The organism is Bacillus sp. OV322 (assembly GCF_900112495.1).
Lineage (GTDB): Bacteria > Bacillota > Bacilli > Bacillales > DSM-1321 > Peribacillus.
In genome coordinates this window covers 464,828-488,836 of record NZ_FOMA01000001.1, presented here as the reverse complement: position 1 = coordinate 488,836, position 24,009 = coordinate 464,828, and the positions used below count along the sequence as shown (strand labels likewise).

The following is a 24,009-nucleotide window of genomic DNA, read 5'->3' as shown; positions in this document are numbered from 1 at the left end:
CTGTTAATCGAGACCAGCTCATCGGATATTTGCAATTATAGCCTATGCTTCCATTACAAAATGACCGTAATTATCTATAAAAAAAAAAATCCCGCCCATACTAAATTTACAGCCGGAAAATGGCTGCAAAAGAAATAAAGAAGGGGGATTATTCTAGTGGCGAATAGCAGAAATAAGCTGCTGGTTCCAGGGATCGAGCAGGCATTAGATCAAATCAAGTATGAAATTGCCCAGGAATTCGGCGTAACATTAGGATCAGACACCGTATCACGCTCCAATGGATCTGTGGGCGGAGAAATCACTAAACGTCTTGTGCAGCAAGCACAAGCTCAGCTGAATAGAGATTAAGCAAAAAATTAAATATATGATGGAATTTTTTAAAATATATAAGCAAACATTTGCTTAAGCTATTATAGGGTCCGGCTATGCCGGGTCCTTGGCTTTATTTCTTTTATTAATTGGCATTTCCCCCCTCTTGTTGGAATGTTTCCATTGATGGCCCCTGGATCTTTCCCATTCTTTATTGCTGTGCAGGTTGTGATAGGAATGTGTACGCTCGTGCTTATGCTGATCATGCTTTCTTGGCTTGAAAGGATGGCTGTGATTCTTTTTTTTATAAGCTGCAGTTATTGTCGTTCTTTTCAAAACGGCAGCATGTTTTTTTAAACGGGGGGCAGTGTGATATTTCTTCCTGTGTTTAATACCCGCTTTTTGTGAAAAAGCAGTGTGTGTTTTCCTATTTGATATTTTTGGATACACAGCCTTTACAGAGGACTTATTCTTTAATTTCTTTATTGGTTTTTGAACTTGTTTATGGACTGTGTGCTGTTTGCTTGTTGTTCCGCTTGTGTTCCGCCTTTTTATTGGTTCATCCTGCTTCATTATCCTTTTGCTTTCTGTTTTTTCCTTTTCGCCCTCTATGAACCTGCCTGTTGAAATGCCCTGTTTTTTGGCTTTCTTTCTATCTTTCTCTGTAGCCGCGATTACCTTCATTTTCGTATCAGGTACTTCTGTATCCTTAGATACCTCCTCCAAGTCTTTATCTAAACGTTTATCAAGCTCTTTATTTCTATTAAGAATTGTAGTAGAAACAACAATCTGTTTATTATCCGAAAAATATCCAAGGCGGTTGGTGGTCCTGATAATCTGGCTGGTTATTACTTTTACATCAGCGTCTTTCCAGTCAGGAAGTTTACTGATAACCTTTTTTCCATCAGAATTTAGTCCATTTAAATTTATGACATGTAAATGATCATCAAGGGCAAGCTCAATGCTTGGGTTCACATCGAAAGTCATGTAGGCTGAAACGCTGTTCCCAACATTTACAGGAAAAAAAATACATGTAATTAAAAGAATAGCTATAATGGCAAAAGACGGGGTTTTTATAAATGAAAAAGGAATGGGAAAATGCTTGTTATGGCGTTTAACTGGCGTGAAAATCATTTCCTCTCCCACTTCATATGCACGCTTATCGCGAAATATACGCAAAAATTCGCCATCAGGGGTCAATAGAGTGATAAAACGTTGATCTATTGATAAAATTATTCCCTTTTTCATTTATCAATTGCCCCTTTCAAGTAATCTCCAAGATATAAAAAATCTTCATTCAATATAATCAGCATTGCAATAATGAAAATTCGATTCCTCTCAATTGTTTTTCTGCTGACCTTAACCACTTTTTCCAGTTGCTTGATTGGAAGGCGTTTACTCTTATAGACCGCATTCACTAATCCCGGATCCTCCATTAGTATGTGAGCTATGCCAATCGCTCCCTTCCTGGCATCAGAATGTTTAGGTGAATTTTTGACAAGATCAGAAAAAGAAATATTAAAGGTTCTTAACCGCTCCTGAAACAAAGAGATTTCTTCTTTTCGTTTTTTTGAATCATTTTGTTTATCAAACTCCTGCATGGACTTTTCTGATTCTATGAAAGACTGGCTATATTCATCATCATCTGCCGTTACATCTATAAGCAGCTCATTATTTTTTGATTGGCTCCTGAGATAATCAATGACTCTTCTTTTCACAAGTGTATCTGCAAAAGACAGCAGGGAACTGCCTTTTTCAGGAGTAAATTTATCTATGGCTTCATTAAAAGCAATCATGCCTATGCTGAATTCATCATCCGACTCGCTTATGTATCGTTTACAAACGGCTGAAACTGCTTTGGCAATGAATGGCTTAAAGGATTGGATAACTTCATTTCGAAGGAGGATATCTCCTTCTTGTATTTTTTTTACGGTATTCTCTAATGAGCGTTCTTTTTTAAATGCCGCAAATAACATGCCAAGCATCTTCTCACCCCGTTCCTGTTTTCGCCTGCAAGACGCCAACATATCCATTCTTAGGGTCATGAAGCCTGAATAAAAGTACCAAAAGAACCATTTCCGCTATTTTGTTTGCTGGTTCATAGACCTTTTTTACCATTTTCTTAAAAATACGCTTCATAAACCGGCTGACTTTTTTTAAAAGCCGGGGGACTAAGCCTTGTAAAGCAAAAGGGTTCTTTACCCATGAGGGCACTTTTTTCAGAGCAACAAAAAAAACCCGGGTTAAGAATGACTCTTATCCGGGTTTCCCTTTATGCTTCTTGAGTACCGCTGTCTTTTTCCTTGGAAAAAATATATCCCCCGGCAGCAATCCCGATTAAAACAATCCAGAAAACCAGCTTCCATCCTAATGATTCCGGGAAATGTTTATCAAGTATTCCTATTGACGGATGTGCAAGTGTAAAAACCGCCAGTTTCACACCGACCCAGCCTACAATATAGAAGGCTGCTGTTTCAAGAGATGGCCTTTTTTTAAGTAATTTCACAAAAGAATTGGCAGCAAATCGGATAATGATCAGACCAGCCATCCCTCCGAGGAACATAATGGTGAATTGCCCCCCGTCAATACCCCCGACTTTCATCCAGCCGAGTTCCGGAAGAGTTATTGCAAGTGCCACTGCTGCGAGCATGGAATCCACAGCAAAAGCTATATCAGCCACTTCAACCTTTAATACAGTAAGCCAAAATCCCGAGTTTTTCTTTTCTTTGGATATTTCTTTCTGTTCTTCAGCAGGATTCCTGCTGAATATATGCTTCCCGGCGATAAAAAACAGGTAAGCAGCCCCAATCGCCTGAACCTGCCAGACATCTGCCAGGTATGAAATTAGAAACAAGCTTAGGAACCGGAAAATAAATGCTCCAAGCAAACCATAAAAAAGTGCCTTTTTCTGCTGATCAGAAGGAAGATGTTTGACCATCACAGCCATAACCACAGCATTATCAGCTGCCAAAATCCCTTCAAGGCCGACAAGTATCAAAAGTACCCATCCGTATTCCATTAGTATTGCAGCATCCATAACCCAGCCTCCGATATAAGAATTTTTCCTTTTCCCTATCAGTATTGGCACTTCGGTCCGGATAAAATAAAAAGACCTCTGCCAACATAGGCAAAGGTCTTGCTGAACATGAAATCATGTCAACAAAGCCGATGGATATAGCATCCACGAATTGACGACTTTGTTTTAGGGCGAACCCTAACGCTACTCCCCTTTGAAAGGAAATCAGTATTAATTTATATATATTATATAAGAAATCATGGAGAATGGCAATCGTTTTTTTTCTCAATTTCCGCGTTCATTTCTCCAAAAAAATTGTCTCCTGGGAAAATTCATGTATCCGAACAAAAGGACACACCTAAATTCCGGAAATAAAGCAGGTATTCTGGTTTAACATTCAATTAATAGTCATTTATTATTGATTTAGTTCTTGAAAAAAGATTAGAATTCTATTATCATTGTACGCTTTTTCAGTTACTATAGAAGAAAGCGTTCCATGTAAAGCGTACGCAAAATCAGAGGTGAAGCACAATTGAAAAGAATAGTAAAAGCTTACGATTACCCCATTTTCATAGCTGTTGTGTTACTCTGCTTATTTGGATTAGTGATGGTATACAGTTCAAGTATGATAACAGCAGTGGCCCGTTATGGACAATCTATGGATTACTTTTATCAAAAACAAAAACTAGCCATGATCTTCTCATTCATTGTAATGATTGCAGCCATGATTTTTCCTTATAAGGCGTATCAAAGTAAAAAATTCCTTATGATTATGATGCTTGGCATGTCACTATTCCTGCTGCTGGTTACACTTGTTGGACACACAGCAGGAAATGCAACCAGCTGGATTAAATTCGGGTCTACTTCCATACAGCCTGCCGAATTCTCCAAACTGGCAATGATTATTTATTTATCGGCCATATACGGGAAAAGGCAGGATCGGATCAATAACATCGACAAAGCTGTCATTCCTCCTATTGTCTTTTTGGTGTTAATTTGTTTTTTGATCATTCTTCAGCCTGACTATGGAAGCGCAATAATCATTCTTGCGATTTCAAGTACCATCATACTTTCTTCAGGAATGTCATGGAAGAGCCTCGGAAAGCTCGGTGTGCTGGGTACTGGCATCGCAGGGATATTCGCTTTCGGTATGCTTGTAACCGGGAACCTTTCGTCCGTTCTTTCGAAAGAGAGGCTTTCAAGGTTTAACGGGCTAACCGATCCTTTTGGGGCAGGAAAAGCCGGGGACGATGGATATCAGCTTGCCAATTCTCTTTTAGCGATAGGATCCGGAGGTCTTAAAGGGGTCGGTCTTGGCAACAGTACTCAAAAATATGGCTACCTTCCTGAGTCACATACAGACTTTATTATGTCTGTTATTGCAGAAGAATTAGGGATTTTCGGCGTTTTATTTGTTTTGCTTACCCTGGGTTTCATCGTGATGAGAGGCTTCACTTTATCCGCAAGATGTAAAGACCCCTTCGGCAGCCTGCTGCTGATCGGCATTTCATCAATGATTGGAATTCAAGTGTGCATTAACATAGGCGGTGTGACTGGATTGATTCCAATTACCGGGATTACACTTCCATTTATCAGTTATGGAGGCTCTTCACTTTTGCTTCTTATGCTGTCGATAGGCATTCTGCAAAATGTAGTCATGCGCATGAATTTGCTTCAGCAAAAAACAGAAGTGCAGCAAATCATTCCATTCGATCAATAAATAGAAGTTACTGTACTTTTATAGCAGTATCGAACAGAAGGCAGGCGGATAATCCGCCTGCCTTCTGTTTTTATGTATGAAGCAAAGGATTTACACCATGCTGCTGAATATCTCCGGTTCGCTTTGCGGCCTGCCTAAAAAATATCCTTGCGCAAGATTCATGCCAATTTCCCTGCAAAATGCCAGCTCTTCCTGTCTTTCTATCCCTTCTGCAAGCACGGTGATGCCGAGTTCTTTTGAAATCCTCACTAATTCTCTTAAATATTCTTGACTTTCAGCGTTTTGGTCACAATACATGATTTTCGACCGGTCCACTTTCACATAATCCGGAACAAGCCTAATCAGTACATCCAACGTTGAATGTCCGCTTCCAAAGTCATCAAGCGCCACTTGGATGCCCTCTCTTTTATACACTCTGAAAATTTCCTTAAGATGATCGATATCAATAATCTTTTCGGTTTCAACGACCTCAAAAACCAAATCATCAGGATTGACATTATACTTTTTAACGTTGTGAAAAGTATGTTTCAAACAGAATTCAGGATTATAAATGGTGGAAGGCAAAAAATTAATAAAGCTTTTAATGCCATCCTGTATTTTTGCAGAACGTGTCCTTATTGCTGTTTCCCTCGCTTTTTGATCTAAAAGGCTATGCATTCCTGCATTATGGGCAACTTCAAATAAATCACCAGGAGATATTCTTCCTTTTGGATCGCGCAAAAGAGATTCATAGGCAAATAAACGATCATCCTTCAATGAGATAATAGGCTGGAAAAAACTTGTAAATTCTGTAGACTGAATCATATCTACAATTTCGTAATTCTGGATTCTCACAGCTATTTCACCAAGAGGATACACGGGGTAATATTGATTTAATGTAGGCATGATATTGCCTTCAAGGCTCGCGTCCCCTATTGAAGACAACAATGTCTCCACCAATTCACTCAATTCTGCTTCACTGCTGAATGAAATGGCATATCCCTTCAGATAAGGCATTGCCTGAGAAAATATACTGGGTATCTCCCTGCTTCCCTTTACATATAAATATCCTTTGTTAAGTAAATTAAATGTAACTCCGCAGCTTGCACATCCGTATTCCATAATATTCTCCTTATTACTTATTTATCTATTATATTTTACAGATGATTCTGGTATATTGCCAGAAAAGCAGTTACTTTATTCCTATATAAAGTTAAAATTCTTGTTTTTACACGCTAAAAATCCGGGACTTTTTTAATATGGCTGTTTTCGTAAACTTTACTGCTATGAAACAAGTTGTTGATTTCCTCTCCAGGATGCTCGCTTTCCACGCAAGCGGTGAGCCTTCTTCAGCTTCGCCCGCTTAGGTCGCACCTTACACTCCAATCAACCTGACTTGACAATGGGAACGGCTCACGTAACAAATTAAAAAAACAACAGTCTTTAAGAAAAGAGCCATTAATATTTACTGTATGATTTCCAGCTTGCCGGAATAATAGCATTTTCTGCTTTCATACCCCAGCATCTGGTCTATGAATAGATAAATCTCCCGGCAGCAAGGTTTTTTCCGCATGCTTAAGGTTCGAAAAACCGGTTTTCCACCCCCCTACTTTTCGATAATTCTATAAAGAAATCACTGCCAGGATAGCGAAGAAGAGCCTGCGTATTTTTACGCAGGCTCAAGAGTTGTTCATTTAAAACGCAGCAGGTCTCCATAAATGATTTCATCGGATAAATCAAGCTCCTTATGCACGGTATCCTGATAAGGCTCGCAGGACTTGCTTTCCAGTTCCTCACCCGACCTGGCATTATAGCAGATATTATCCTGATAAATCAGATTGCCGGCAGCAAACCCGCCATTACGGAAGATGACAGGATGTTTGGGATCTCTTGAAAAGAGATTTTGACCGAACGAGATATGCCTGCTGTCATCAATCCCCAGCAGATCCAGCAGGGTCGGCCTGATATCCACCTCTCCTCCCAGTGTGGAAATAGTCTTTTCTTCCTGGCCGGGAATATGGATGATAAGCGGCACCTGGCGATATTTCGTGTGATTGGCCGGCGTATCCTTTTCATCTAATAATGTGCTCAGGGCATCTTCGTATTTTTCAGAAATCCCATAATGATCTCCGTATAAAACGAAAATCGTATTTTTGTACATGCCATTCTTTTTCAGCTTCTGAAAAAAGTGCCGCAGTGCCTCATCTTCATACCGGACAGTAGTAATGTATCTATTTACAACACCTTCATCGGTATTTGCTGCTGATATCATCTGGTCCTCTTCATTCAGCAAAAAAGGAAAATGATTGGTCAATGTTATCATCTTCGCATAGTAGGGCTGAGGCAGGCTCTTCAGGTATGGAATGCTTTGCTCAAAAAAAGGAATATCCTTGATGCCATAGTTTATTGAATTTTCCTCGGTCACCGTAAAATCTTTTTTTGAGAAAAAACGATTGTATCCCAGATGATCATACATGTTCTCCCTATTCCAGAAGCTTGCATCATTTCCGTGAAAAACGGCAGAATAATAGTTTCCATGCTGTTTTAATATTTTCGGCAGACTATTAAAGGTATTTTCCGGCCTCCTGACAAAGACTGATCCTCCTGATAGCGGATAAAGGCTGTTATCAACCATAAATTCCGCATCCGATGTTTTTCCCTGTGCAGTCTGATCGTAAATGGAATTAAAATAATAGCTTTTTTTCACTAGCTTATTGAGAAAGGGGGTGATCTCCTTTCCGTCTACTTTCCGGTTAATCACGAAATTTTGGGTCGATTCCATGCTGATCAACACGATATTTTTCCCTTTTGCGATCCCGAATAGGCCTGAATGCTTTTGTTTATGTGATGACACATATTGGCTTATGGCAGCAGTATCAGATTTATCTGCAAGCGCCTGGTCGAGCGGGGGCCGAAGCGCCATAGCAATATCATACAAATGATAATTGTAGGGCCCTATCGTTTTTACCATCTGGCTGCGGTTATAGGCAGCAGAGAATAGCCGTGAGGACTGAAAAAGCCCCAAACCTGCTACAAGCAGGACAAGAGCAATACCTGCAGCAATATAGCGTTTCCTGATGATAGAAGGTATCACAAGTCTCTGCATGTCCCAGCGCCTAGACAGCCAGGCGATTAAAAAGATATCTGCAAGTAAAAGCAGGTCCCAGGCCTTTACCAGTTCAAATGTGCTTGGTCCTATGCCTCCCACATTTTTGAATTGAAAGAAAACCGATACTGTAACAAAATCAATGTAAAACCGGTAATAAAGCAAATCTGCATACAAAAGCCCTGTTATCAAAACCATTATGACAATCAGGATAATCCTGTTCAGCCTTCTCCCAAAATAAAAGCTCAGTCCCAGCATCAGCAAAAGCGAGCCAGCTGGATTAATCATTAAAAGAAGCACATCGAGCCAGGATACAATACTGAAATCGAATCCAATAAATGATACGATGGCTGTTTTCAGCCAAAGAAGAAGGAAAGCGAGAAACACTAGTTTTTCAGGAGGCAGATTTATTCTTCCTTTCACCATATCACTGATTCTTCCCTTGGATTACAGCATAGCTGCTTCAGCTCTGTAACCATATTTAATGCTGCTTCACGAGTCTGTTCCCCCATAAATGCCGCCTGGACCCAATTTTTTTTAAGTAAATATTCGCTTTCATAGCTTAATAGAATACCTTTTTCAGAAAGCCTATCCCCCACTTCCCGGGAGGAAAGATATGCTGGGATAGCAATTGTAATAATGCCCGGAGAGTAATCGGAGTTCCCTAAAACTTCTAGGCCGGCTGACTGCAATTGATTTCTGGCAAAGTCAGATAACCGTTTCTTTTCCGTAATATTTAGAGTATGTAAGGAAGCCTTCAGTGCTTTTACCAAATTAGAAGAATGAGTGAAAGGCACACTGTCCTTTTCCTGGTACAATCCCAAATCCAGATACCGGGGGAGATTGGGATTTGGCTGTATTGATTCTCTGTGAAGAACAATTGCGAGTCCTGGAAATGAGCCCAGTCCTTTTCCGCTGACCGCAGAAGCAAGATAACACTTTGACAGATTGGCATGTACCGTCCCAAGAGAGCTGCAGGCATCCACACATAATTCTACACCGTATGCATCGCAGATCTTCTGGATGGCTTCTAAATCATACATATAACCTGTAGATGTTTCACAATGTACTGTCCATAGCCACCCGATATCTGGATTAGTCTGCAAAACATCACTTATTTCTTCATGGGAAATCGGCATGTTCCACTCTTTTTCCAGATAATCGAAATTCAGTTGAAATCTCGCAGCATGGTCTATGAGCCTGCAGCCAAATTCTCCATTAGACAAGATGAGCCCTTTCTTGTTCAGAGAAGAAATCTGGGCAGCCACAAGATCATTGGCGAGTGTGCCTGTACCCACTGTAATTTCTGAAAAATTTGCTTGAAAAAAATGGCCCAGCAGATCCTTCACTTCCTGGAGGTCACTGTGAAAGCTGTTTGCCCGGTGGGAAATTGCAGGCATGGAAAAAGCTTTCTTTATTTCCTCCCCAACTGGAACAGGACCTGGCAGGAAGCTGTACTGTCTTGTTTCCTGCTGCTTCCGTTCCATCATCCGTTTATAGGCTTTTGTGGATTTTTCAAATTTTTCCTTAGTGAGATACATGGGCTGGAATTTGGCATCCCCCGTCCCCGTCATGCTTCCAAAAGCCACAAAGCCCATTCGTTTATAAAGCGGAATCTGCTTTTCAACACCGGAGATAAGTGCCATATTATATTGGTTCTCCAGACAATGAGATACAAGTAAATCTGTCATTTTATAAAATACATAGCTTTTACGGTATTCTTTCTTGACTGAAAGCAGCCTAACTTCACATGGCTTTGATCCTTGAGGTAAATATTCATCAAGATTTCCGAGTTTTTCATCAAGGGAGAATGGCCGATTTGCCCTGATGGCGATCATTCCGACAACTATATTTCCCTGTTTGGCTATCACATAGGTATTTTCTTTATGGAAACGGTCAACGAGACTGGATTGCCCGTTCTTTTGATGCTGGGGAATTTCTTCAACGAAAGTCTGATAGTTCATTTCGTTAATTTGTTCAAATTCATCCTGTTCGGATGCAATTTTGTAGATGAACGAAGAAGATTTCATATTGGTCACTCCTCTTATGTAGTAGCTGGGGTTATTTGATGAAGCTTCAGTATATGCGCTGCTATTACGAAAACAGTGAGGATAAGCAGCCCTATTGTATATGCTGCGGGTTTTCCAGTTATATACGATGTAACTGGAATGCTCAGCAGGCAAACCAAACCGGGAACGGTGAATTTTTTCATCAGTAAGCAGCAGACTGCCATCAAAACACCTATAACGGGAATGGATGCAGGCACCAGAAAAAGGACCGATGCCAGCAAAACAGCAACACCCTTTCCTCCATGAAAACGAAGCTGAGCCGGCCAGATATGGCCTAATAATAGAAAAGCGGCACACAGGATATTTATAAATGGCCTGTCATGTGATACTGAACTGGCAATGGTAAGCATGACAAGGGTTTTTCCTGCATCAATCAGCAATGCAGCTAAAAAACCAAACTTCCCAAGCTGCCTGCCAGCATTTCTTGCACCGGCATTTCCGCTTCCAAGCTGGCGGATATCGCTCCCGGAGGCAAGCTTCGTCACATAATAGGCGCCGTTTATACTGCCGAAAAGATAGGATAATATAATCAGCACAATAATGATTAACATATTCTTCCGCGTTCCCCTTTATTTAGAATAAGATTATGAATATTCCTTTATTTATCATTGTAACGCAAAGACGGAACTTTAAAAAGATTCATTCTTCCATTTTCTCACAGGTGATGAGTTTTGCAGAGTCAGAAAGCCTTCTGCAGGCTGAATACTGCCTAATTACAGGGTGATGAAAAGAGCTTTTTGCCGCAAGCCAAAATAAAACCGCACAAGCTGTGCGGTTTTGTTTTGGCCTTATTTAAGATCCATCGGATTAAATAGCTTTACATCCGGATTTTTATCATTGAACCATCGAAGAGCAAACTCATTTTCAAATAAAAATGCATATTTGCCATAACGATCTTTCACAAGTACGCTTCTTGAGCTGTGCAGATTTTCATCCAGTTTTTCATCCTCAACCCAGCGTGTAATTTTACTGCCCATTCTCTCCATAATCACTTCAACATTATATTCATTTTTCATCCTGTGTTCAAAAACCTCGAATTGAAGCTGCCCGACTGCACCTAAAAGATATTCTTCCATCCTTACTGTCTTGAACAGCTGAATGGCCCCTTCCTGTACAAGCTGGTTAATTCCCTTGTGGAAATGTTTTTGCTTCATGACATTTTTGGCCGTAACCCGCACAAACAACTCGGGTGTAAACTGCGGGAGCCTCTCAAATTGATACATATCCTTGCTTGTCGTGATTGTATCGCCAATTTGGTAATTCCCTGTATCATATAAACCGATAATATCGCCGCCAACTGCCTCATTAACCGTATTTCTGTCATCTGCCAGGAATTGGGTGGATGAAGATAGATTGATCGGCTTGCCCGTCCGGCTTAAAAATACGCTCATCCCTCTTTCGAATTTACCTGAACAAATCCTCAAAAAGGCAATCCTGTCACGATGTTTAGGATTCATATTCGCCTGAATCTTAAAAATAAAACCGGAAAACTCATTGCCAACCGGGTTTACTTCTCCAGCTGATGATGAGCGGGGCTGAGGGGCCGGAGCAAATTGGAGGTAAGCATCTAAAAATGTCTGTACCCCAAAAGCTGTAAGCGCACTTCCGAAAAACACAGGGCTCAGCTTGCCGCTTGCGATGCTTTCTTCAGAAAACTGGTTTCCTGCTTCAGAAAGAAGCATAATTTCCTCCAGTGTCTGTTCATATAAAGGAGAATCTTTCAGAGCATGGCCGTTTGCCAGCTCTCCATCCTTATTCAGCGGCAGAAAGCGGTCTTCCCCTTCGGTCTTAAATTGTTCAATTCTATTATTAAACCGGTCATAAATTCCTACAAAGTCCTTACCCATCCCGATCGGCCAGTTCATTGGATAAGATTCTATTCCAAGTACTTCCTCAAGCTCAGAAAGCAATTCAAGCGGAGTTTTACCCTGGCGGTCCATTTTATTGATAAACGTGAAAATGGGGATGCCCCTCATCCGGCAAACCTTGAATAATTTAATTGTCTGATCTTCAATACCCTTTGCCGAATCGATAATCATAACCGCACTATCCACTGCCATAAGCGTACGGTACGTATCTTCACTGAAGTCCTGGTGACCAGGGGTATCAAGGATATTGACCCGGAAATCATCATAGTCAAACTGCATAACGGAGGATGTTACCGAAATTCCGCGCTGTTTCTCAATTTCCATCCAGTCACTTGTCGCATATTTTCCTGTTTTTCTTGCCTTTACTGTTCCAGCATCACGGATCGCACCGCCAAATAACAGCAATTTCTCAGTCAGTGTCGTTTTACCGGCATCAGGGTGAGAAATGATGGCAAAGGTCCGCCTTGACTGAACCTCATCTTTTAAAGTAGTCATGTATCATAATCCTTTCATCGTTCAATTTGCCTGTTTTATTTGTAATGCCCTTTAAGGGCCTTCAATTCCTTTACATTGGAATGCAACCTTTCCTTCTCTTTTTCAAAAAATGCGTAACATCCCAAAACCTGTCAGCATCCTTATATGTAGCCTCTGATGCAAATTTTTATACACATAAAAAAATATATCATAATTGCTTATTCCTTGGCTACATGCCCATCAAAATGTAAACCTTGCCAAGTCATTCATTGCCTGCCATTATATGCAGAAACCTGCATCTCAGTTCGTTTACCTCTCAAACTGAATGCCGCTGAATCCAGTTTTTAGTCAAAATAAAAAGACGCTCAGTAAGCGCCTTTTATTTTACCATATTTGCCTGCTGCATGTTTTTTACTCTTTTCCTGTTCCTTAAATACTTGCCTGCCTGGCTGATTATAAGCGGTGCCGCTGCAATGATCACTTTTTTAAAAATTCCTTTTGCCATGCTTTATCACCCTTTCTTACTCTCCATTTACCCGTAAGACTAAAAAAGAAACATGATGATAATATGAAGAGAAGAATTGAGAATGTTTAAGGAAGATTTAAATGTGACTGAAACAAAATCAGTTTTTGTCTAGTTTCCTCGGAAAACTCAACAAGCTTCTGTCTGTCGGGTTTTTTCTTTTTCGCCTCTGCAATCAGAGGATACAGACTTTGTTCAATATTTTTGTAATCCCGCGGATACTTTTTCTCTACCAGCTTCTCTATCTTGTCCCATTTTCTTTCTGTTTCAGCGCCCATACTATTGATTTCCGCATCGCTTGACAGCTTCATTTTTTTTACCATGCCCTCAATTAGAGACAAAACCTCCATAGATCCGGATTTTAGTTCTTTTGCTGTATGTACGTCTGTATCATTCAAGCTGTCTTTTTGTGCTGCCTTCACACTCGGCTCCCGGACAGGCTGCAAAGCATCATTTTTCCCTCCCGCCCCGCAGCCAGCCATCAAAACCATACATAGTACAGGAAAAGGTATACATTTATTAAGTTTCAACATTTATAGAGCCTCCTTTTCCAAAGAGTTTCTCCTATTAAGTAAAAAATAAACTTCAGAAAAAAATTCAAATTATAGGGTTTAATTTTAATCGATGCGGGTAAAAAAACGACAAAGCCAATCATATCTTTTTGGCTTGCTTATTATAACCTGCACTTTGCGCAGGAAGCCGCTTTCACTCTTCCTGCGCAAAGTGCAGGGAAAACAGCAAAAAAAAATCGCGGTGATATTTACAGATGTATATTCCATTAAAAGCAGGAGATGATATGGAATGAGTTTTCACCGTCACATTTGTTGTTATTTTTCAAATATTGAATTATAATTTTATTAACTGATGTTCTACCAGAAATTCCTTAAATTCATACATTATCAAACATCTGCATCCTTACACAGCGGGGGTTTGATAATGTGTGAATTTCCACTTCACATTCACAAATGGGAAGCTGGAATTGCATATTAATTTTTGTTTATTTTTAGGAGGATTTTTCAATGGTAACAGGTAAAGTAAAATGGTTTAACAGTGAAAAAGGTTTTGGATTTATTGAAGTTCCAGGCGGAGACGATGTATTTGTACATTTTTCTGCTATCCAAGGTGAAGGCTTTAAAAGCCTTGATGAAGGCCAAGAAGTTGAATTCGAAATTGAAGAAGGCAACCGCGGACCTCAAGCTAAAAACGTCGTGAAATTATAATTTAGGGAATTAAACCATAATGAAGAGGATGCAGCCTGCAAGCAGCATCCTCTTCATTTTTTTATTCAGGAAGCCGCTCCCCTATTTTTCTGCTTTTTTAATTTAAAGCTCTGTTAAACGTTAATGCTGATATTTCATCAAAAGTAAAGAACCCATTTATGAGTTCTTCTTGCAGGCATCTGCTTCAACTAAAATCACCCGTTAGTTTAAGTACACGTCATCACAATCTTGTAATTAGAATTAAAAAAGGGAGTAAAGTAACCACCTCTCTAGTACAACAGCTATTACAATATTACATTCATCTCACATTTCAGATCTTGGGGAAGAAGAGATAAGCAAGAAAAAGAAATATACTAAAAACCAAAATTTAGCATTTGTCTTTATATTAGAGTCCATATACAATATTAGAATAATAAAATATTTCCTCTTAACCGATTGAGTAGAGGCTGCAACTTTTATTAGTAAAACGCACAAGAAAAGAGATATCATAGACTGCGTTTGGAAGGAAAAGTTCCGAAATATGCTTTAACTCTCTTTTAAAGTATATTTCGGCTGTTATCGAATAGGTACAGCATTGTCACGTTTCTTGAACAAGAAACGTGAGGAGCTAATCTTCGGAAGGTTTGATTCGGAATATGCTTTAGCCGTAGATCTTCTTCGATGGCTTTTTCTATTTTGCTAGTGCATTCTTAATAACTTATTTTCAAAAAGGAGAATCCAATTGATGAAAATTCTATTCAAAAATACAGAAGAGATTAAAGGTAAGATTGTAGGAGACTATGGTTGGATATATGAGATTGAGCTAGAGGCAGGAGGAGTAATAATAGTATCTAAAGCTGATATTACTATTGTAGAATCTGTGGCAGTATGAGTAGAGACATGATGTAAAGCAGTCTGAGGAGTAATTTTCTCAGACTGTTTTATGTGTTGTTGAGATTTGTACAATAACGAGATTATGGCCTATCAATTGGCAAGAAATACAGAAACAATTTTTATAATCAGCACGCTGACTCAAGCCATACCAAAAGAAAAGTATGTAAAAAGTGTGATTTCTCCAACTATAGTACCCGTTTGTTGAAGTGAAATTTTTCACAATTTAATAAAGTACCTCTTAGTAAAAGAAACGAAAATAAAGTGAAATAAGATATATAGCAATTATAATAACTGAATAAATCCTAGGAATAAAAACGAAGATCCCCTTGTCTTTCCAGGTGAAAAATAAGTATCCAATACACAATACTAAAACGATAATATACATAGGTGATACTGCTAGTTTTGAAAAAAGCTCTGGAAAAGTCAAAGCCATAATCGAATTTTTATCATAATATTAGTCCTTTATAAACGTTTTCAGTATTTATTACTTTTAAGCGACTTTATCCATAATTATTGTTTACTTGCCACGTTAAACAAATAACGGTACTTTATTGAATTTTAACATATGTGGATACCATTACGATTAAAATTTTCGGGTTACTGTTTATTTCACTAAAAAGCCCTGTTAGTTTAAGAAGAAAATCAACAACATACATTAACAGAGCCTAATTTAATGAAAAAGCTCCTTTATCCCGCTCTTTTCACAAAAAAATATAGCATCTGAACATAATTCCGTTTAAGAAATTCTGTGCGGGGAATTATTGAATTATACGTAAACCTACAAAAAGGAGATGTTCAGTATGAAACCACTATACACAGCGGCTGTAACAACTGAAGGAGGAAGAGATGGCCATGTTAAATCAGAGGATGGCATTCTTGACTTTGATGTAAGAACCCCTAAAGAAATGGGCGGATCCGGAGAAAATGCAACTAATCCTGAACAGCTTTTTGCTGCGGGATATTCTGCTTGCTTTGGAAGCGCCCTTAACCTTGTACTCAGCAAAGCACGAAAAAAAACTGACTCATCTGTTACAGCAAATGTAACTATTGGCAAAGATGAAGCAGACGGCGGCTTTAAGCTTGCGGTAAGACTGGATGTCTCACTTCCCGATCTTGAGCGCGAAGAAGCTAAATCCTTCATGGAAAAAGCGCATGAGGTTTGTCCCTATTCAAAAGCGACACGAAACAATATCGATGTAACATTAATTCTTGTGTAATTTTTATATCAGTAATAGAAGAAAGGCATGATGAGCACAGCTCATCATGCCTTTCTTCTGTCAGCCTGCTTTCTTATGGATTCCATCTTTCAATCGATCTGGCAGAGCAATAAGGGTTTCATTCACCATATCCAGTTTTGCTTCAATTCTATGAAGCAAATAAAGGGTTACGATAATAGGAAATCCTACATCGCTTACAAATGGAAGAAGCTGATCCATTTTTTCAGCACCACACTTCCCTGCAAAAAATTTCAAAAACACCTGCTTCGGCTGCGATTTATGGAAGCAGCTAGATTCTTAATTCATTTCATAATCATCAACGTTTCGCTCTACTACACGGGCTCCTTTTTTGCTGATGTAATCTCCTGTTCGTGAAGTAAAAACATTTAATGTAATAATTTGATCCATTGCCTGTTTGACCTTAGCCATATCTACAGGCTCTTTCGGGTCATCGATGGAAAGCACGACCGTTTTGCCCTGCAGAGTGGTAAACAGCAATTCGAGAGTTTTAGCCATTTAATATCCCTCCTATTATTTTATTCATGCAGACTTGCTGCATCTTCACGGACAACCTCCTGAAGCGGATATACTTGCAGGCTGGCTATCAATTTAGCAGCTGAAAACAGCTCATCAGCTGCAGACTGGGTTTTGATATTTGCATACGACTTTCTTTTCAGCACAGCTTCTCCCTTTTCATTCATGCCTGTGTCAAAGCTTAATTTAAGTGTGCTCGAGTAAAGGACTCCATTTGCCATCATCCTCACCTCCTTTCAAACTCTATATATACTTGAATGGAGGAAAAGCAGCATGTAGTATAAATAATGATGAAATTAATTTTTGATTCTTCAAATTATATCTACTATGATAAAGTGACACTTCCACCAGCGGGTTACTTCACTCTTTATTGATATTCCGCTAATTTTGGGCGGGCGGCTGTCCCTTCTTTTGCTTAAGTTTTATGGCTGGTTTATTCCAGCAGACGAATACAGTTAAGTGCTTTTCATCCATATACAAATGAGGGATTATGATGGTCTGGATTATTACTGGAGCTGCCGGTATTGCACTCTTTTTTTGGCTGCTGTGCAAGATCAGGAATGGCAGCCGCATTCAGAACAAAAACCGCCCTCTAAAAATAGGGCACAGGGGAGCATCCGGTTATTGCCCTGAAAATACAATATCCGCTTTTGACAGAGCCATACAAATGGGTGCTGATTTCATTGAGATTGATATTCAGCTCAGTAAAGATGGAACATTAATCGTCTGCCACGACTACACACTCAAACGGACAACTGAACAGGAAGGAAAAGTCAGCGATTATTCTGCACAGGAATTAAAAGGTTTTGATGCAGGAAGCTGGTTTGACCCTGCTTTTAAACATGAAAGAATACCAACTCTTGCCGAGGTTTTAGACAAATACCTGCACCATGCCGGATTGCTCATTGAAATAAAGCACCCCGGCATGCATGAAGGCATCGAAAACAAGCTTGCAGAAGAACTTATTATGCGCAATGTACAAAGCAGCCAAAAAATCATGATTCATTCTTTTAGTATTGATTCAATGAAAAAAGTACATCAGCTATTGCCGGACATACAGGTGGGCGTTCTTTTTAAATATACGCCGCGGGGAATTCCAGAAAAAACCTTAGCTGAAATATCCGAATTTGCGAGCTTTGTGAATCCTAAATGGCTAATGATCAATAAAAAGCTTATTAAGCGCATAAGAAGTCATAATATGTTTGTATTTACCTGGACAGTCAATAGCAAAAGGTATATCAAGAAATTCAGCCGTCTTGGTGTTAACGGCATAACAACAGATTTCCCTGATTACTTTTAAAAAATCTGCAGTAATCTTCCATGCATATAAAAACAGCTGCCAGATAAAATCTGCAGCTGTTTTCTTTTGGTGATTTCCATTCTGTTGTTAAATCAGTAAATTAAAAATCTCTCTTTTTAAATAGCCCCGTCAGGTACATTCAAAGGAACGTATTTCATTCGCATCTATTCCATAATAGGTCCATTGCCTTGAATTAGGTTTCCACCGGTAACCCGCTACAGAACTGCGTCCAATGTATGTCGGGTAGTACCAGAAGGAGCGCCCGCCTCGAAGCCATATATACGTATATCTGTATAAACAGCCGCGAAGCGAACCGGGATCTACTGCATTCAATTGGGGGCCCTGGGCTTCATATGGAATATGGACTGGCGGCGGCCCTGGAGGCTGGCTTCCTCCCTGACCTCCTCCCGTTTGCGGAGGATGCTGCGGCCCCAAAGGATTCTGGGAGTCGCCTGGGGGAAAGAAAGAACCTGGCGGCGGAAATTGCGGAAATCCAGATGGCGGGAATCTTTCTTGAAAGGTACTGTAAGGTTCTTTTTTAAAATACTGGCCATAGTACCATGGGTGCTGCGGGTTATATTCGTTCATGGGCATCACACTCCTAATATTAGCTCTAAATATAACTATGAAGATTGATTTATTTAGATGCATGCCCAAACACCCATTTGGATAAATAAAGCCAATATGAAATTCACACCCCTGATAACATGTTTTACAGTATCTCTGGAAATCATATACTACTATTAGGACAGGCTGCACAATTCCATTAATTTTTTTTGTTTTCGGGACAAAAACTGTTATAGTGGTAAATATGATTCATGAAAAAATGAATCGGGCTGAACGTACACAATCAAACAAACAGCCTAACAGCATACTGATACGACATTATACAATAAATGAGGGTTTCCTATGTGGGAATTAATGCTTGAAATAGACTATAATACCCTTCGCAGCGCAATGTGGGCAGGCTATATGCTAACCTTCCTGCTACCTTTTGCGGCTGTATATATCATCAATAAAAAGGATTCGGTTTCTTTTAAAAAGTACGATTATCTTCTTCGCACACAGCAGTGGAAGCAGGCAAATCTTGTTTCTTTCCAGTTTAACAGGCTGGGCCTGCAGCGCTTTTTCACTTATGTCAGACGAAAAGAATCTCCTGATGATTCAGATGGACCAAGCTTTCCTTCTCTCTTGAAATGAATGTAAAACAATTTGAGGAGGAAAGAAATTGAAAAAAATAGTACTTGCTTTAACTGCATTAACTTTATTATTTGCTTTATCAGGGTGCCAGGCAACTTCTGGGGGCACCGGAGTTTTTCATAATCTGCTTGTTAATCCGATGACTAAAATGCTTGAATTCAACGCCAGTCTTTTTCATGGAAATTTCGGAATCAGCATTATCATGATGACCTTTATCATCAGGCTGGTATTAATGCCGCTGACAATGAAACAATATAAAACGCAAAATCAGATGAAGGGGAAAATGGCCCTTTTAAAGCCTGAAATGGATGCCATCCAAAAGAAAATCAAAGAAACAAAAGATCCCGCGAAACAAAAGGAGCTTCAGCAGGAAATGATGGGGCTTTATCAAAAACATGGCGTCAATCCGCTGAACATGGGCTGTTTGCCGATTTTAATTCAAATGCCGATACTTATGGGCTTCTATTATGCAATTAAAGGGTCACATGAGATAGCGACACATAACTTCCTTTGGTACAATCTTGGGCAGGCCAGCCATATCATGGCAATCATTGCCGGCATCATCTACTACCTGCAATTCCGTGTTTCCCTGCAGCAGATGCCAGTTGAACAGCAAAATACCATGAAATTCATGGGCCTTCTTTCGCCAGTAATGATATTGTTTGTTTCATTTACTGCACCAGCGGCATTGCCGTTATACTGGTCAGTAGGAGGACTATTCCTGATTATCCAGACCATGGTCTTGAAGCGCATCTACAAGAAGGATGAATTGCCGCAGCCTGGCAGACAAACTTCTATAGACAAAAACTAATAAAAAACTCACAAAAAGGTCCGGCTTACCTGCCGGACCTTTTTCTTACCGCTTATACGATGATTGTTTCATGGTTCCTTGCAAAAACTCCTTCACATACGCGAAATCTGTGTAAAACAACAAAAGCATATCACCTGGCACCGATATCTCCCAGGCTTTCTTGAATGCCTCAAGCTCTTTCGGGACAATGAGAGTCTGATTTTCTTCCATACTGCATTCCAGTGCAGTTTCCTTTAGGATTGACGCGACTTCAAAAGGCTTTCTTCCTCTCAGGTCATCATCTTCTTTAATAATAAAAATATCCGAATGATCCGCTGTGATTTTCGCCATTTTTTTCAAATCTTCATCTTTCCTGTCTCCTGGCCCCGCAATTACTGATATGACACGCTTTTTATCAAATACTGCAATCGTATCAAAAATGGCTTTTAACCCTGCGGTATTATGAGCATAATCAACAAGAACTTTCCTGCCTCTGATTTCCTGATAATTAAATCTCCCTTTGGATAAAACAGAATCAGGAATGAATGATTTAGCCTTTTTTCTTAATTCATGCAGGGAAATTCCCTGTGAATGAGCTGCTGCAAGCGCCTGCAGAACATTGGAAATATTGTGCTTAGCTGAACCATTGATTGTTATTGGTATATCCCGGCAATCCAGGAACATGATTAATTCGTTTCCATCATGATAAACCACCCGGGAGTCATGATTTAAGAACCAGGCTTTTTTCCCGTTTTTGATGGCGTTTTGGATATACCGGCTATGCTCATGAATTGAAGTATAAATGATTTCTCCTTTGGAGTATGGAGCCATTTTTGCAACCTGCTCATCATCAGCATTTAATATACAATATCCTTCTTCATGGACTACTTCAGGAATAAGCCTTTTAAGCTTAACGAGCTGTTCAAAAGTATCTATTGCATCGCTCCCTAAATGGTCTTCCGCCACATTGGTGACAATCCCTACTTCACAATTCCTAAAAGCCAGCCCTTCACGAAGTATGCCTCCTCTTGCTGTTTCAAGAACAGCAAAATCGGCCATGGGATGATTAAGCACCTGTCTTGCACTGATAGGTCCGCTGCAATCTCCTTGATGAAGGCACTGTTGACCGATAAAAACCCCATCAGAATTGGCCATTCCCACTGCTATCCCTTCTTTAGAAAGAAAGTGATGGACGAGGCGGGCGGTCGTCGTTTTTCCATTTGTTCCCGTTACTGAGATGATAGGGATGGCAGCTTCCCTTCTGTCTGGAAACAGATAATCCACAATTGTTTTTCCAACGTCTCTCATTTTCCCCTCAGAAGGATACAGATGCATCCGTATTCCAGGTGCTGCATTTATTTCAATAATTGCCATTTTATTTATATTCACTGGTTTAGAGATATCCTTGCAAATTAAATCAATTCCGGCTATGTCAAGGCCGATAGCTCTCGCTGCAGATATAGCCATTTTAGCTATTGAAGGGTGCACCTGGTCTGTAACGTCACTCGCTCTCCCCCCTGTAGAAAGATTGGCATTTCCTGCAACTGCAATGATCTTGCCCTTTTCCGGGATGCTTTCAAGGGTTAAATCGAATTTCTCAAGATAACAGGAAACCGAATGATTAAGCGGGATTTTTGACATGGGTTTTTCATGTCCATCTCCTCTTAGCGGGTTCAGATTTTCTTCCTCAATTAAATTGCGGATGGAATCTTTTCCGTTGCCGATGATAAATGGAGCCGTACGCATGCTGGCAGCAGCAAGCTTATCATCAACAACCAGCAGACGATAATCATTGCCTTCAAAATATCGTTCTAAAATATAGGTATCTTCATGCTTGTCCAGGCAGTTCACCACATTAAAAAGTTCATCCCTATTTTTTATATTTGTAATGACTCCCTGTCCCTGCCTTCCGTTTAAAGGCTTGATGACCAAAGGAAAACCAAGTCTGTCTGCAGTATGAAATATTTCACTCATAGAAGAGACAACTTCCCCCTGCGGAACTGGAATCCCGCATGCCTGCAGGGTTTCTTTTGTCAGCTGCTTATTGCAGGAAGTTTCCACTGCTATGTTTGAAGTTTGGCTGCTGATGGTGGCTTGCATGAATTTCTGCCTGGAGCCTGTGCCCAATCTAAGCATACTTTCGGTGCCGACTCTCTGGACGGGTATTTTGGCAGCAAGTGCCGCTTCGTAGATTGCCTCTGTACTCGGCCCAAGCTTATTTTTATAAAAAAGGTCTGCTGTTTTTTCTATATAGCCATTAACCGGGATATTTTTTTCATCCGCAAGTATGCTTTTAATGATTTCAACAGCTGCCTCAAAGGCAAATAATCCTGATTTCTCTTCCTTATAGCTATAAGTAATATAGTAAATCCCAGGCTGATTCCCTGTCAGTGTTTTGCCTCTTTTAACATCAATGCCTGCTGAAACCTGTATTTCTATAGCCATGTGTTCAAGAATATGCCCCATCCAGGTGCCGCTTGCAAGCCTCTCTGCAAATCCTCCTTCATATCCAGGAGAGCAAGTGTGCTTCTTAAGGCCCGGCAGCAGCTTCAGCAGGGTTTCTGTAAAACCAGGGATAGAATCAGAAGGCCGGTATTCCAGCTCTCCAATATCACATTCGATGAAAATTGAAGGTGAATAGGTAAAATAATTTGGCCCCTTCAAGTATTTTACACAGTTGATCTTCATTCCTTTATCCCCTTTTGGTGTATTAGCTTTCTTTTTATCAAATCGAATTGAAATCCCTTTGTTAACGCAGTTACTTGAAATTGAGAAACGGTCAGTTCTTCGCTGCCGTTTTCAGAAATATTGACGTCTATAAAATCACTGTTAATTCCATCCATCACCAGTACCTGATGCTGGCCGAATACTTCAAATTTTTCTTTATCAATTAAAATGGCCGTGTTTTCATCTATACCGATCCCTATGGTATCTTTGTTTTGGGCAATTGCACTTAATAACCGGTCAAATCTCCCTCTTTGAGAAAAATGCTGATCAATCAGAATGGTGTCCAGGAAACCGAACCCTTCTCCAAGCTTGACCTTCAACTTATTGTCCGTTAATTTCATATCTGCAGAGAGAATCATTTGTTTTGCCATAATACTTGCCCCTGCTGATGTTCCGGCAAGCACCATGCCCCTTCTCCAGTTGTCTTTTAGAGATTGATGAAGTTTTGTTCCTCCAATCAAGTCTGTTAAACGGCTTTGGTCACCCCCGGAAATAAAAACGGCTGACAGAGACGAAATTAGATCGGCGACCCTTTTATCCTCTGCTTGTTCCCTGGATTCCACGTGAATAACTTCTATTTTTTCGGCTCCTAATTTTTTAAAGGTTTTAATGTATTCTTCACTAACCTCTACTGGAATTTTGCTTGCTGTTGGCAGGATGCCTACTTTGCCATCTCTTCCACCGGCTAATTCAATGAATTTTGTTAAAATTTCTGCGTCAGAACATTTTTCTTCGGCCCCGCCGATAATAAGTAATTCTCCAACATTCATTTTTGATTGCTCACCTTTGCTTTTGGAATTGTAAGAAATCCTGGATTGCCTTTTCAGCAAAAGACACAAGATTAAAAATGCATACTTTGTAGTATGCAAAAATTATCAGGCTTTCATTCATATAAAATTAATTTGCATCAGCAAATATCATTTCCGTAACTTCCAGGTACATGGCGGTGCTGACTAATCTGTCCGAAAAATCAAGAACTGATTCCCTTTGTTAAGTCAGGTTAATTGGAGCGTAGTCTGTATAGGATTAGCGTAACAGGTGAGACACCGCAGTTTCAGCAGCTCTGGGAGGCTCATCACTGCCC

25 protein-coding genes and 1 riboswitch are annotated in these 24,009 nt (G+C 39.9%); of the genes, 8 read left to right on the top strand and 17 right to left on the bottom strand.

Annotated elements, in window-relative coordinates; translation table 11 throughout:
- Positions 1-156 precede the first annotated feature (156 nt).
- Entirely contained in the window at positions 157-348 is a 192-nt protein-coding gene (locus tag BM126_RS02435; protein ID WP_090987831.1) for an alpha/beta-type small acid-soluble spore protein, read from the top strand.
- A 75-nt stretch (positions 349-423) separates the two neighbouring features.
- Here BM126_RS02435 and BM126_RS02430 read toward each other — a convergent pair whose 3' ends face one another.
- From BM126_RS02430 to BM126_RS02420, 4 genes are all read right to left on the bottom strand, one after another.
- Positions 424-1,557 carry an anti-sigma factor domain-containing protein gene (locus BM126_RS02430; protein WP_090987829.1) on the bottom strand — a complete coding sequence of 378 codons (1,134 nt, stop codon included), beginning with the start codon at positions 1,555-1,557 and terminating at the stop codon, positions 424-426.
- Complete coding sequence (gene sigI / locus BM126_RS02425; protein ID WP_090987828.1) at positions 1,554-2,294, bottom strand: RNA polymerase sigma factor SigI; 741 nt, start codon at positions 2,292-2,294, stop codon at positions 1,554-1,556. Before sigI ends, BM126_RS02430 begins: the two co-directional genes overlap by 4 nt.
- A 4-nt stretch (positions 2,295-2,298) precedes the next feature.
- A complete protein-coding gene (locus tag BM126_RS22130) occupies positions 2,299-2,448 on the bottom strand; it encodes a hypothetical protein (RefSeq protein ID WP_177201284.1) in 150 nt (49 codons plus the stop codon).
- A gap of 133 nt (positions 2,449-2,581) precedes the next feature.
- Complete coding sequence (locus tag BM126_RS02420) at positions 2,582-3,346, bottom strand: TerC family protein (RefSeq protein WP_090987826.1); 765 nt, start codon at positions 3,344-3,346, stop codon at positions 2,582-2,584.
- Between the two features lie 511 nt (positions 3,347-3,857).
- Here BM126_RS02420 and BM126_RS02415 point away from each other — a divergent pair.
- Positions 3,858-5,045 carry an FtsW/RodA/SpoVE family cell cycle protein gene (locus BM126_RS02415; RefSeq protein WP_256212951.1) on the top strand — a complete coding sequence of 396 codons (1,188 nt, stop codon included), beginning with the start codon at positions 3,858-3,860 and terminating at the stop codon, positions 5,043-5,045.
- Positions 5,046-5,135: 90 nt separating this feature from the next.
- On the opposite strand, the gene BM126_RS02410 is transcribed toward BM126_RS02415, so the two are convergent.
- The 7 genes from BM126_RS02410 to BM126_RS02385 all read right to left on the bottom strand — a co-directional run bounded on the left by BM126_RS02410 (position 5,136) and on the right by BM126_RS02385 (position 13,597).
- The gene (locus tag BM126_RS02410; RefSeq protein ID WP_090987824.1) at positions 5,136-6,146 is read right to left on the bottom strand and encodes an EAL domain-containing protein; all 1,011 of its coding nucleotides are present in this window, start codon (positions 6,144-6,146) and stop codon (positions 5,136-5,138) included.
- 568 nt (positions 6,147-6,714) lie between these two features.
- Positions 6,715-8,556, bottom strand: a complete 1,842-nt coding sequence (locus tag BM126_RS02405; RefSeq protein ID WP_090987822.1) for an LTA synthase family protein — start codon at positions 8,554-8,556, stop codon at positions 6,715-6,717.
- Positions 8,550-10,160 (bottom strand): aminotransferase class V-fold PLP-dependent enzyme, encoded by a 1,611-nt coding sequence (locus BM126_RS02400; RefSeq protein ID WP_090987820.1) that lies wholly within the window; start codon positions 10,158-10,160, stop codon positions 8,550-8,552. Before BM126_RS02400 ends, BM126_RS02405 begins: the two co-directional genes overlap by 7 nt.
- A 14-nt stretch (positions 10,161-10,174) precedes the next feature.
- A complete protein-coding gene (locus BM126_RS02395; protein ID WP_090987819.1) occupies positions 10,175-10,750 on the bottom strand; it encodes a glycerol-3-phosphate acyltransferase in 576 nt (191 codons plus the stop codon).
- A 237-nt stretch (positions 10,751-10,987) separates the two neighbouring features.
- Positions 10,988-12,562, bottom strand: a complete 1,575-nt coding sequence (locus BM126_RS02390; protein WP_090987817.1) for a peptide chain release factor 3 — start codon at positions 12,560-12,562, stop codon at positions 10,988-10,990.
- Between the two features lie 358 nt (positions 12,563-12,920).
- Positions 12,921-13,046, bottom strand: coding sequence for a hypothetical protein (locus BM126_RS22700; protein ID WP_256212950.1), 126 nt, complete (start codon positions 13,044-13,046; stop codon positions 12,921-12,923).
- Between the two features lie 86 nt (positions 13,047-13,132).
- The gene (locus tag BM126_RS02385; protein ID WP_090987816.1) at positions 13,133-13,597 is read right to left on the bottom strand and encodes a hypothetical protein; all 465 of its coding nucleotides are present in this window, start codon (positions 13,595-13,597) and stop codon (positions 13,133-13,135) included.
- A gap of 486 nt (positions 13,598-14,083) precedes the next feature.
- On the opposite strand from BM126_RS02385, the gene cspD reads away from it, so the two are divergent.
- From cspD to BM126_RS02375, 3 genes are all read left to right on the top strand, one after another.
- Positions 14,084-14,284: a cold-shock protein CspD gene (gene cspD / locus BM126_RS02380; protein ID WP_071349965.1), complete on the top strand. Its 201-nt coding sequence runs from the start codon at positions 14,084-14,086 to the stop codon at positions 14,282-14,284.
- Between the two features lie 432 nt (positions 14,285-14,716).
- Positions 14,717-14,902: riboswitch (Lysine riboswitch) on the top strand.
- 106 nt (positions 14,903-15,008) lie between these two features.
- The gene (locus tag BM126_RS22125; RefSeq protein WP_177201283.1) at positions 15,009-15,155 is read left to right on the top strand and encodes a hypothetical protein; all 147 of its coding nucleotides are present in this window, start codon (positions 15,009-15,011) and stop codon (positions 15,153-15,155) included.
- An 802-nt stretch (positions 15,156-15,957) separates the two neighbouring features.
- Complete coding sequence (locus BM126_RS02375) at positions 15,958-16,374, top strand: organic hydroperoxide resistance protein (RefSeq protein ID WP_090987814.1); 417 nt, start codon at positions 15,958-15,960, stop codon at positions 16,372-16,374.
- A 60-nt stretch (positions 16,375-16,434) separates the two neighbouring features.
- On the opposite strand, the gene BM126_RS02370 is transcribed toward BM126_RS02375, so the two are convergent.
- From BM126_RS02370 to BM126_RS02360, 3 genes are read right to left on the bottom strand one after another with little or no spacing between them, the layout of a single operon-like run.
- Complete coding sequence (locus tag BM126_RS02370) at positions 16,435-16,629, bottom strand: YvrJ family protein (protein ID WP_346417297.1); 195 nt, start codon at positions 16,627-16,629, stop codon at positions 16,435-16,437.
- A 42-nt stretch (positions 16,630-16,671) separates the two neighbouring features.
- A complete protein-coding gene (locus BM126_RS02365; protein ID WP_090987812.1) occupies positions 16,672-16,890 on the bottom strand; it encodes a DUF2922 domain-containing protein in 219 nt (72 codons plus the stop codon).
- A 20-nt stretch (positions 16,891-16,910) separates the two neighbouring features.
- Entirely contained in the window at positions 16,911-17,129 is a 219-nt protein-coding gene (locus BM126_RS02360) for a DUF1659 domain-containing protein (RefSeq protein WP_177201282.1), read from the bottom strand.
- Between the two features lie 272 nt (positions 17,130-17,401).
- On the opposite strand from BM126_RS02360, the gene BM126_RS02355 reads away from it, so the two are divergent.
- Positions 17,402-18,208 (top strand): glycerophosphodiester phosphodiesterase, encoded by an 807-nt coding sequence (locus BM126_RS02355; RefSeq protein WP_177201281.1) that lies wholly within the window; start codon positions 17,402-17,404, stop codon positions 18,206-18,208.
- 129 nt (positions 18,209-18,337) lie between these two features.
- On the opposite strand, the gene BM126_RS02350 is transcribed toward BM126_RS02355, so the two are convergent.
- The gene (locus BM126_RS02350) at positions 18,338-18,796 is read right to left on the bottom strand and encodes a hypothetical protein (RefSeq protein WP_090987806.1); all 459 of its coding nucleotides are present in this window, start codon (positions 18,794-18,796) and stop codon (positions 18,338-18,340) included.
- 321 nt (positions 18,797-19,117) lie between these two features.
- Here BM126_RS02350 and BM126_RS02345 point away from each other — a divergent pair, with 321 nt between their 5' ends.
- Together BM126_RS02345 and yidC are read left to right on the top strand one after the other, a co-directional pair.
- Positions 19,118-19,408 carry a hypothetical protein gene (locus BM126_RS02345; RefSeq protein WP_071349972.1) on the top strand — a complete coding sequence of 97 codons (291 nt, stop codon included), beginning with the start codon at positions 19,118-19,120 and terminating at the stop codon, positions 19,406-19,408.
- Positions 19,409-19,436: 28 nt separating this feature from the next.
- Entirely contained in the window at positions 19,437-20,219 is a 783-nt protein-coding gene (yidC, locus tag BM126_RS02340) for a membrane protein insertase YidC (protein ID WP_090987804.1), read from the top strand.
- A 45-nt stretch (positions 20,220-20,264) separates the two neighbouring features.
- On the opposite strand, the gene cphA is transcribed toward yidC, so the two are convergent.
- Both cphA and BM126_RS02330 read right to left on the bottom strand, forming a co-directional pair.
- Entirely contained in the window at positions 20,265-22,886 is a 2,622-nt protein-coding gene (gene cphA, locus BM126_RS02335; RefSeq protein ID WP_090987802.1) for a cyanophycin synthetase, read from the bottom strand.
- Positions 22,883-23,695 carry a cyanophycinase gene (locus tag BM126_RS02330; protein ID WP_090987800.1) on the bottom strand — a complete coding sequence of 271 codons (813 nt, stop codon included), beginning with the start codon at positions 23,693-23,695 and terminating at the stop codon, positions 22,883-22,885. Before BM126_RS02330 ends, cphA begins: the two co-directional genes overlap by 4 nt.
- Positions 23,696-24,009: the final 314 nt, after the last annotated feature.